9 protein-coding genes, 1 tRNA gene and 1 pseudogene are annotated in these 9,617 nt (G+C 68.1%); 5 read left to right on the plus strand and 6 right to left on the minus strand.

Annotation, left to right across the window (positions count from 1 at the left end; genetic code table 11):
• Positions 1-4: 4 nt before the first annotated feature.
• From ehuA to ACH4U7_RS20965, 4 genes are all read left to right on the plus strand, one after another.
• On the plus strand, positions 5-775 hold the full coding sequence (gene ehuA / locus ACH4U7_RS20950) for an ectoine/hydroxyectoine ABC transporter ATP-binding protein EhuA (protein WP_398529428.1): 771 nt from the start codon (positions 5-7) through the stop codon (positions 773-775).
• Between the two features lie 275 nt (positions 776-1,050).
• Positions 1,051-1,812: an IclR family transcriptional regulator gene (locus tag ACH4U7_RS20955; RefSeq protein WP_398529358.1), complete on the plus strand. Its 762-nt coding sequence runs from the start codon at positions 1,051-1,053 to the stop codon at positions 1,810-1,812.
• Between the two features lie 64 nt (positions 1,813-1,876).
• Positions 1,877-1,950 (plus strand) — tRNA-Lys (locus ACH4U7_RS20960).
• 146 nt (positions 1,951-2,096) lie between these two features.
• Positions 2,097-2,630, plus strand: a complete 534-nt coding sequence (locus ACH4U7_RS20965; RefSeq protein ID WP_398529359.1) for a hypothetical protein — start codon at positions 2,097-2,099, stop codon at positions 2,628-2,630.
• Here the strand turns inward: ACH4U7_RS20965 and ACH4U7_RS20970 are convergent.
• Positions 2,566-3,717, minus strand: coding sequence for a site-2 protease family protein (locus ACH4U7_RS20970; protein WP_398529360.1), 1,152 nt, complete (start codon positions 3,715-3,717; stop codon positions 2,566-2,568). The two genes, ACH4U7_RS20965 and ACH4U7_RS20970, sit on opposite strands and share 65 nt — an antisense overlap.
• A gap of 11 nt (positions 3,718-3,728) precedes the next feature.
• Positions 3,729-4,013 carry a DUF1540 domain-containing protein gene (locus ACH4U7_RS20975; RefSeq protein ID WP_398529361.1) on the minus strand — a complete coding sequence of 95 codons (285 nt, stop codon included), beginning with the start codon at positions 4,011-4,013 and terminating at the stop codon, positions 3,729-3,731.
• A gap of 252 nt (positions 4,014-4,265) precedes the next feature.
• Here ACH4U7_RS20975 and ACH4U7_RS20980 point away from each other — a divergent pair.
• Positions 4,266-4,663: pseudogene (locus tag ACH4U7_RS20980) on the plus strand (Uma2 family endonuclease).
• Positions 4,664-5,235: 572 nt separating this feature from the next.
• On the opposite strand, the gene ACH4U7_RS20985 reads toward ACH4U7_RS20980, so the two are convergent.
• Genes ACH4U7_RS20985 through ACH4U7_RS21000 form a run of 4 tightly spaced genes read right to left on the minus strand, consistent with a single transcriptional unit; the run spans position 5,236 to position 8,790 of the window.
• Positions 5,236-6,459 carry an aminotransferase class V-fold PLP-dependent enzyme gene (locus tag ACH4U7_RS20985; protein ID WP_385620217.1) on the minus strand — a complete coding sequence of 408 codons (1,224 nt, stop codon included), beginning with the start codon at positions 6,457-6,459 and terminating at the stop codon, positions 5,236-5,238.
• Positions 6,456-7,286 carry an amino acid ABC transporter ATP-binding protein gene (locus ACH4U7_RS20990; RefSeq protein WP_385620219.1) on the minus strand — a complete coding sequence of 277 codons (831 nt, stop codon included), beginning with the start codon at positions 7,284-7,286 and terminating at the stop codon, positions 6,456-6,458. Before ACH4U7_RS20990 ends, ACH4U7_RS20985 begins: the two co-directional genes overlap by 4 nt.
• A complete protein-coding gene (locus tag ACH4U7_RS20995) occupies positions 7,283-7,930 on the minus strand; it encodes an amino acid ABC transporter permease (protein WP_385620222.1) in 648 nt (215 codons plus the stop codon). The genes ACH4U7_RS20990 and ACH4U7_RS20995 overlap by 4 nt, the downstream gene beginning before the upstream one ends.
• Positions 7,931-7,950: 20 nt before the next feature.
• Complete coding sequence (locus tag ACH4U7_RS21000) at positions 7,951-8,790, minus strand: transporter substrate-binding domain-containing protein (RefSeq protein WP_398529362.1); 840 nt, start codon at positions 8,788-8,790, stop codon at positions 7,951-7,953.
• Between the last annotated feature and the right edge of the window lie 827 nt (positions 8,791-9,617).

Consider the following 9,617-nt stretch of genomic DNA (forward strand, 5'->3'; position numbering starts at 1 on the left):
TGCCGTGGACGGCAGTGAACTGATCCGATTCGACCGGGTGACCAAGCGCTTCGGCGACAACACGGTCCTCGACGACCTCGACTTCTCGGTGTCCTCCGGGAAGCATGTGACCCTCATAGGCCCGTCCGGGTCCGGCAAGACCACGATCCTGCGGCTGCTGATGACGCTGATCAAACCGGACCAGGGCAAGATCCAGGTCGACGGCGAATGTCTCACCCATGAGAACCGCGGCGGGAAGCTGGTCGAGGCGAGCGAGAAGCACACCCGCGAGGTGCGCAAGAAGATCGGGATGGTCTTCCAGCAGTTCAACCTCTTCCCGAACATGCGGGTGCTGCGGAACATCACCGAGGCCCCGGTCCATGTGCTGGGCCTGAGCAAGGACGAGGCCGAGGAGCGGGCCCGCGAGCTGCTGGACCTGGTCGGGCTCGGCGACAAGTGCGACGCCTACCCGACACAGCTGTCGGGCGGGCAGCAGCAGCGGGTGGCGATCGCGCGGGCGCTGGCGATGCGGCCGCGGGTGATGCTGCTCGACGAGGTGACCTCGGCGCTCGACCCGGAGCTGGTGGCCGGGGTGCTGGACGTACTGCGTGATATCGCTCACACGACGGACATCACGATGCTGTGCGTCACGCATGAGATGAACTTCGCCCGGGACATCTCCGACGAGGTGTTGATGTTCGACTCGGGCCGGGTGATCGAGGCCGGGCCGCCGGAGAAGATCTTCACCGAGCCGGAGCACGAGCGTACTCGGGAATTCCTGAGCGCCGTGCTCTAGCGGGCGCGATGGCGGCGGACCGGCAGCCCCGCCGGTCCGCCTCCCACAGAGCATGCCTATGGCATATGCCAGGGTGGCGCACCGCTGCTGAGCGGGCCCGTCGCACACCATCAATATGCTCAACACCCGCACCGAATCGCCCGCTTGGCGGCTATCGTGGTACGAAGCCGCGCCGCGTAAAGCTGCCATTCGGTGTCCTAAGGTGCTGACCCTATGGCCATGACCTGCGGCGACGGCGCCGACGCAAGCGGTCACAACCTGCTAGGGGGGAAACCGTGGCGCTCAAGCCCGAGTCGACCGCGCCGTTCCACTCGGTACGGCACGCCCTCCGGGTCCTCGAAGTCGTCTCCCACCACACCAACGGCGTGACCGACGCCGGCATCGCCCGCGAAACCGGCCTCCCACCCGCGCACCTCGCCCAGCTGCTGCGGATGCTGCGCCGCGAGGGCTATGTGGAGCAGGTCGCCGACGGGGCCTATGTCGCCGGCACCTCCCTGTCCCTCCTGGGTTCCGCAGGCCCCGACCGCCAGACCGCGGTCGAGCACAAGCTCCAGAAGTCGCTCGCCGCCCTGCGCGACTCGGTCGGCGCGGCGATCTACCTCAGCCGCTATATCGACGGCGAGGTCCGGATCACCCAGTACGCCGACAGCCCCCACACCCCCAAGGTCAACGAGTGGGTCGACTTCCGCTCCGCGGCCCACGCCCTTGCCGTCGGCAAGTGCCTGCTGACCCAGCTCGACCATGACGGCCGCCGCGACCATTTCTCCCGCCACAAGACCGTGCGGTTCACCTCCCGCACCACGACCAACGAAAAGGTCCTCTTCCGCAAACTGGAGAGCCAACCCGCCACGGTCCCCGTCCTCGACCTGCAGGAATACGCCGTCGGCACCGTCTGCGCCGCCGTCCCCATAACCGCCGGCCGCGCCGCCGGCTGTCTGGCCCTCTCCCTCCCCCTGGAGCACGCCCACCGCCTGCGCCAGGCCGCGTACACCCTGAACCGGGAGGCGGCGCCGGTGCTGCTGTCCCTCACGATCTGAGGGGCCGCGAGCTGGGCGGTCAGGACCACCCCTCCAGGGCGGGTAGTATTTACGACGTCAGCAGGCGCCGCTAGCTCAGTTGGTTAGAGCAGCTGACTCTTAATCAGCGGGTCCGGGGTTCGAGTCCCTGGCGGCGCACTCGTGATCAAGAGCTGACGTGGGGCTCCTCGGTTTTCCGAGGGGCCCTTTTCGTATGCCGGACCGCGTGCGGGGACCGAGGCCCGAGGGTCTACTGGAAACGACAGGCATGGTCCGCCGGAAGACTCTCCACACAGGAGCGGCCCGTGAAGCTGACATTTCTCGAGAAGCTCTACGCACGGCCGGCTCCCGTCGCCTGCGCCTACCTGGACACCTCACGCGACATCGACGATCCGGACAAGGCCATCGGGCTGCGCCGGCGGCACCTGCAGGACACCCTGGCCGCACAGGGCACCGACGCCGCCACCCTGGCCGCCGTCGCCGGATCGGTGGGCACCGACCGCGACCTCCCCGGGCGGCACGGGCAGGCCATCTTCGCGAGCCATGGTCAACTGCTGCTGGCGGAGGAACTGCCCGAGCCGCCGACGGGGGAAGTCGCCACGTTCACCGAGTTGCCGGATGCGATGCCGCTGGCGGTCCAGCATGCACCGGACATCCCGTACGTAGCCGTCGTCGCGAAACACGCCGACCAGCGAGGAGAGCCCCGTGCCGTGCCGAAGGAGCTGGAGGTCGAGTTCCAGCCCGGGAGGTGGGCCTTGATCCAGGTCGTGCCCGCTACCGACGCCGGCGGCCGGGCGTCTCCGCTCTCGTCGTCATCAGCCATGTCACCGTACGGCTGATGTCGGACGCCGAGACGATCCCGACGAGCCGGTCTCGGTCGACCACCAGGACCCGGTGCTCGGCACCGGGTTCCATACGCGGCAGCAGATCCGCCAGCGGGTCGTCCGGCCCTACGACCGTGACCTGCGACAGCGGCAGCATGATCTTCCGCATCGACACTGTGTCCCGCAGCGCCTCCGGCACGCGCCTCGCCGCGTCCAGGGTCACCAGGCCGGCCGGAGTCCCCCTGGCGTCGACCACCGGGAACGCCGAATGCCGGTAGCGGTAGGACGGGCCGGCCAGGAAATCCGCCACGGTGAGGTCCCCGGCCGCGGTGACCGGGTCCGGTGTCATGGCGTGCCGCACCGGAACACCGGCTAGCACCCCGCGCAGCTGTGCCTGCCGCCCTTCCGCCGTGGCGACCCCGACGAGGAACCAGCCGATCAGGACCAGCCACAGCCCGCTGAAGACGACCCCGCGCAGGAAGAGCAGCAGGCCCAGCACCACCAGGAACCAGCCGAAGACGCGGCCCGCCGCGGTCGCCCCGGTGGTCGCGCGCAACCGGTCTCCCGTACGCCACCACAGGAAGGCGCGCAGCAGCCGGCCACCGTCGAGTGGAGCGGCGGGGATGGCGTTGAAGATCGCCAGCAGAATGTTGATCCCCGCGAGCCACGCCACCGCCTCGACCACCAGTCCCGGCGCGGACGCCACCTTGAGCAACCACGCGACCAGCGTGAACAGCCCTCCCAGAGCCAGGCTCACCAGCGGCCCGATGCCCGCGATCCGCAGCTCGGCCGCCGGGTTCGGCGCCTCCGTCTTGATCCTGGCCACCCCGCCGAGCAGCCACAGCACGATGTCGTCGACATCGATGCCATTGCGCCGGGCCAGCACGGCGTGCGCCAGTTCATGCGCGAGGAGCGAGGCCAAGAAGACCACGGCGGCCAACAGCCCGACCGCCCAGTACGCCACCCATGGATGTCCTGGGTACACCGCCGGAAGGCGGCCCTCCGCGAGGCCGAACGCGATGATGGCGAAGATGAGCAGTACGCTCCAGTGCACCCCGACCCGGACCCCTGCGATCCGCCCCAGCCCGAACGTCGCCCGCACGGCACTGATGGCTAACCCGTGGTGTACGTCAGGCAGTGCGCCGCGTTCTTCTCGGCGCCCACCGAGATGCCGGGAGCCTGACACTCGAAGTCGACGTTGTGCCGACAGTCGGCCATCTTGCAGGCACCGACATGGCCGACCGCGGAGGGATCGCCGCCCTTGTGCAGGGCGTTGAAATACGTGTCGCACTGAGCGCGTGGTGGATCGCCGACCGTGATCGCCAGCGCATGGCAGCCGCCGTCCCTGTTGTAAGCGCAGTCCCACACCTCGCACTCGTCCACAGCGGGCATTTCCATATGCTTCTCCTGGCCCTTCGTGATCAGGTCTCGTCATGTGACGTCTTACGGCGCCTTCGGGACAGCAGCGGCCCGTTCTCACGGTGACCCGACTTCTCCCCCGCCGCAGCGGCACCACGTCCGTCGGTGCACGAGTTCACCCGTACGCGGGCGGTGCCCTGGTCCGTCACCTATTGAGGCGATCCGCTACAGACCGTGCCCCAGCGGGGCCGGTGCCCGGGGACACTGGCGTCCTCCAGGAAAGGGGGCAACATGACGGTTGTGGCTGAGTGCACGTCTTACACGCTGGTGGAGGCCTTTGAGAAGCTCGCCTCTACCGCACCCGAAACCGTCAGGTTGGAGTTCATCAACGGACGGATGGGGGAGAAACCCAGATGGGGTCCTGATGACCGTCGAGGTCACGTCGTACGACTGGGACACCGACCGCCGCGACCGGCAGGAGAAACCGGCCGCTTACGCTGCTGCGGACATCCCTGTCTACCTCCTCGTGGACCCGCGATGCCTGCGTGGTCATCGTGCACACCAACCCCGACCCGAAGCGCGGCTGGTACCTCGACATCCACCAGGCGCCCTTCGGCGAGCAGGTCGCGCTCCCCGAGCCGGTCGGCATCACCCTCGACACGGACATCCTGAAGAACTACGTCCGCTGACAGATCCGCGCCCGACACCGGGCCCTCGGCGGACACCCGCCGCCAGGACAGCGGCGGGTACGCGCTCAGGGGCGTACCGGGCTGCCGACCCGCCTCCGGGTCCGGCTCCGGTCTCGTCGAGGTCCCTTTTGCGTAGTGGCGGGGTTACGAGGATGGACCTACATGGATCGGTGCGGGCGGCGGCAACGGCGTGTCGTTCCCCGTGGTGCGGCCGTCCTTCCACACCTGCCACTTATCGCTGTCAAGCGCCTCCCCACCGGGCCCGGATCCGCGCGCAGGTCGTGCTCCTCGCGGCGCGGGGCCGCTCCAACGCACGCATCGCCCGCGGGACCGGCACCCCGGTCCGGCGCCCACGGACGCCAGCCCCTCGCTTCACGGTGGGGGCCACGGCGACGCGGGACGCCGCCGCTCTGTTGTTGAGACGTCGAGGTCCGGGCCTCCTGAGGCGTTCGTCCCGCGAATCAGGGCCTCCTGGTGCTTGGTGCGGGTTCGCACCCAGCTACCTGGAGGCCCTGCCTTCATGCCGCGGCCACCGGAAGATCACCCGACCGCAGGCTCGGCGGCAGCCTTGATCAGGTAAAGGTGCGGACCGCCCGGACCAGGGCGCTGATCTCCTCCTCGGTGTTGTAGTAGTGGACCGATGCCCTGAGGAGCTCCCTGAGGCCGCGCTCGTCCATGTCCAGGCGGGTGGAGGCCGTGCGCGACACGCTGATGTTGATTCCCTGTTCGGCCAGGGACGACTTCACCCGAGCCGCGTCGCCGCCGTCCACTGTGAATGTGGTGATGCCGCAGCGCTGGACACCCAGATCCCTGGCACGCACGCCGGGGATCTCCGCGAGCTGCCCTCGCAGAGCCTCCGCGAGTGCGGCGACGCGCCTCTGGATCCGTGGCAGACCCCAGGCGAGGGCGTAGTCGATGGCGGCGCCAAGGCCGAGCTGAGCAGCGTAGTTGACCTCCCAGGTCTCGAACCTGCGTGCGTCCGGGCGCATTTCGTATCGGTCACGCGCCGTCCAGGTGGCGGCATGCAGGTCGAGAACCGGCGGGACGAGCTGGTCGAGCACGGCCCTGCGCACATAGAGCAGCCCTGTCCCTCGTGGTCCGCGCAGATACTTGCGGCCGGTCGTGGAGAGCAGGTCGCAGCCGACCTCTTCCACATCGACGACGAGTTGCCCCACCGACTGGCAGGCGTCGATAAGGTACAGAGCCCCCGCCGCACGGGCGATCTTGCCGACCTCGGCCGCGGGATTCACCAGGCCCCCGTTGGTGGGGACATGGGTGACCGAGATGACCCGGACCCGCTCGTCCACTGCTGCCCGCAGGGCGTCGAGCGATATCTGTCCGTACTCGTCATTGGGGATGACATCGACCTGGACCCCGTACCGCTCGGCGACCTGCAGATACGCGATGAAGTTGCTGCCGTACTCGGCCATGCTGGTGAGGACGCGGTCTCCGCGGCGGAACGGGATGCCGTAGAAGGCCATGTCCCAGGCGCGGGTGGCATTGTCGACCAGTGCGATCTCGTCGCGGTCACAGCCGAGGAGCCGCGCTGCGGAGTCGTACACCGCCTCGATGTTCTCGGAGGCATGGGCGGCCGCCTCGTAGCCGCCCATGTCCGCTTCCAAGTACAGGTGGCGGGTGGCAGCGTCGATGACCTGCTGGGGCATCAGTGCGGCGCCCGCGTTGTTGAAGTGCGCCACCTTGGTGCACCCCGGGGTGTCGGCGCGCGCCCGGGCGACGTCCTCCGGCGAGTAGTCCCTGTACAACGCCGCCTGCCCTGCGCTTTGTGTCGCCGTCAACTCGCTTGCTCCCACCGTGCTGGCTTCTGTGGCCTTTCCTCCCCGGTCTCCGGGCCAGGCACATCGTGCGCGACGAGGCGCAGGAACGCCTTCGCGCGAGGGTGGACCGGATGGTTCAGGAAATCTTGTGGCGGCCCGGATTCGAGGACGATGCCGCCGTCCATGAAGACGACCCGGTCGGCCACCTCCCGGGCGAACTCCACTTCGTGTGTGACGACGACCATGGTCATGCCGTCGTGTGCGAGTTCGCGCATCACTTCCAGGACCTCCGCGTGCAGCTCGGGGTCGAGTGCCGAGGTCGGCTCGTCGAAGAGGACGACCTCCGGTTCCATGGCCAGCGCACGTGCGATGGCGACCCGCTGCTTCTGGCCGCCGGACAGCCGTGAGGGGTACTCGGCCGCCTTGTCGGCGAGGCCGACGCGGTCGAGCAGTTCCCTGCCCAGCGCCACGGCGGCGTCCTTGGGCATGCGCCGCACGCAGAGCGGTCCTTCGACGACATTGCCCAGGGCGGTCATGTGCGGGAACAGGTTGAACTGCTGAAACACCATTGCTGTACGGTGCCGGATCATCCGCACCTGCCGGATGCGCTCCTGCCTGCGCATCGCGCCGCCGCATTCCACGGAGCAGCCGCAGATGGCCACCGTGCCGGCGTCGGGCTCCTCCAGCAGGTTCATGCAGCGGATGAGCGTGGTCTTGCCGGAGCCCGAGGGCCCCATCACCACGACCACCTCCCCGCGGGCCACGGTGAGATCGACGCCCTTCAGCACCTCGAGCGAGCCGAACCGCTTGTGCAGGCCGCGTATGTCTATCTGGTCTGTCTGGTTCATGCGTACGCCTTCCCCAACCGGCGCTCCAGAGCGCCCTGCCCCACCGACAGGAGGGTGTTGATCAGCCAATAAGCGGCACCTGCCACGAGAAGGGCCTCCATGTAGCGGAACGTCGAGCTGCCGATGCTTTCCGCAACCCTGGTGAGTTCGACGACGGTGACCGCGGAGGCCAGCGAGGTGTCCTTCATCAGCGCGATGAACCGGCTGCCGATCGGAGGCATGGCGACCCGCACCGCCTGCGGCGCGACGATCCGCCGGAGCATCTTCCAGTACGGCATGCCCATGGAGTGGGCCGCCTCCCACTGTCCGCGGTCGACGGCGATGATGCCGGCGCGGAAGTTCTCACTGAGGTAGGCGGCGGCGTACACCGTGAGCGCGAGAATCGCCGACGGGATCGGCTCGATCATGATGCCGATCTGCGGGAGACCGTAGTAGACCAGCATGATCTGGATCAGCAGCGGTGTCCCCCGGAACAGCGACACGTAGACGATGGCGAGCCCCTTCAGCAGCCGGAACCGGGAGATCCTGGCCAGCCCCACCAGCAGGCCGAGGGCGCATCCGAGGACGAACGACACCACGCCGAGCTCAAGGGTGACGCCCATGGCTCTAAGGAGGTCGGGGAAGTTTTGGACGATGAGGTCCATGGTCGGATTCCTCCTCTTCGTCAGCCCGCTTGGTGCGCGGGCAGATTGCGGAGCTCTTCGGCCATGTCGAGGCCGCCGAGCCAGCGGCTCGAGATGGCCGACAGAGTGCCATCGTCGATCATGTCGTTGAGGGCCTTGTCGACCTTCTGCTTGAAGTCCTTCTGGCCTTTACGGAACGTCATGCCGTTGACTTCGGTCTCCAGCAACGCTCCTGCGGCATTGACACTGAGGTTGTTCTTGTCGGCGAGATAGGCGCCCTGGAACTTCGAGACGAGTGCCGCGTCGGCCCGGCCCTGCCCGACGTCCGTCAGCGCGAGCGTGGCGTTCTTGTACGTCTTGATCTGCGCGCCCGGGATCTTGGTGCGGGCGTACTCGGCCTGGGTGGTGCCTTCCGTCACCGCGATGCGCTTTCCGCGCAGGGAGGAAAGGCCGGTGAGGGACGTGTTGCCCTTGCCCACGAATACCGAGACGCCGTTGACCTCGTAGGGACGGGAGAAATCGACCTGCTTCTTGCGCTCGGAGGTGATCGTCTGACCCGAGATGACGATGTCGAACCGATTGGCCTGCACACCGCCGATGAAGCTGCCGAAGTCCGATCCGATGAACTCGACCTTGTCGATGCCGAGCCGCTTGGCCAGCTCATGCGCCACGTCGACGTCATAACCGACGGGCTTGTTGTCTTCGAGGAAGTTCCACGGCGGGTTCGCCTCGGTGAGTGCGACTCTCAGGGTGCCATTCGAGCGCGCCTTGTCGAGGATGTTGGCGGGGGAGTCGGCCGAGCAGCCGGCGGTCAACACCGCGCCGGAGACGAGCAGTGCCGCAAGCCGCCGGCATGGGGAGGAGGTCAGAGTGGTGATCATGATCGCAGTCCTTCGTGCGCAGCAGTCGTGGCCATTACGCGGTGGCATGAAGCCGCCTCGTCCTCGATGACGGGCAGGTCGCGTGTGGGGGTGGGTGGAGGGCTGCGGCTGATCTGAGGGTTAGGGGTGCATCCAGAGAGTGCGCCTTACTGCAGAGGGACGTCAAGTACCTGGGGGGGGTATTTACGCTGGGGTAACAGGGGGCGATCGCTGCCTTTCGGCGATTCGTGGCATAAACGCCCCCATTGGGGCATCTCTGCGCCAGTGGGGGCAGCTCTGCTGCCAGTCGCACGACATCATGGTCCGCCGTGCTGCTGCGCCTGGCCTACCTCGCCGTGACCAACACGTTCGCCATTCTGCGCTTATTGCCGATGAGCGACCGGGACAAGGACATCGAGACTCCGGAAGTCCTCCGGGGCTGATCATGTAGCTGGCTCGGCGGAGGATTCTTCCTGGTGATCGGCGGTGTGCCGGTTGATCCTGGCCAGTAGATCGTCCAGGTCGGAGGTGGTGAACTTCCACTGAAACGGCTGTGCTGTGGCGTTGTCTCAGGCGGTCGGCGGCCGCCGCCGCGTTGTACCGTTCGTTGCTGGCCGACCGCCAGGTACTGGTCGTCCTGGACAAGAAGATGCCTCAGCGGGACCCGCTTCGGCCTGTATGAGTACTCCGGGGAGGCGGGCGGCAAGACGCGTGCACCGAGACGGCGTCGGGGGGGGGGGGGGGGGGGGCCCCCCCCCGCCCCCCCCCCCCCCCCCCCCCCCCCCCCCCCCCCCGGCCCCCCCCCCCCGCCCCCCCCCCCCCACCCCAGGGGGGGGGGGGGATGAAGA

The sequence above is a fragment of the Streptomyces sp. NPDC020845 genome (genome assembly GCF_044334165.1).
Classification (GTDB): domain Bacteria; phylum Actinomycetota; class Actinomycetes; order Streptomycetales; family Streptomycetaceae; genus Streptomyces.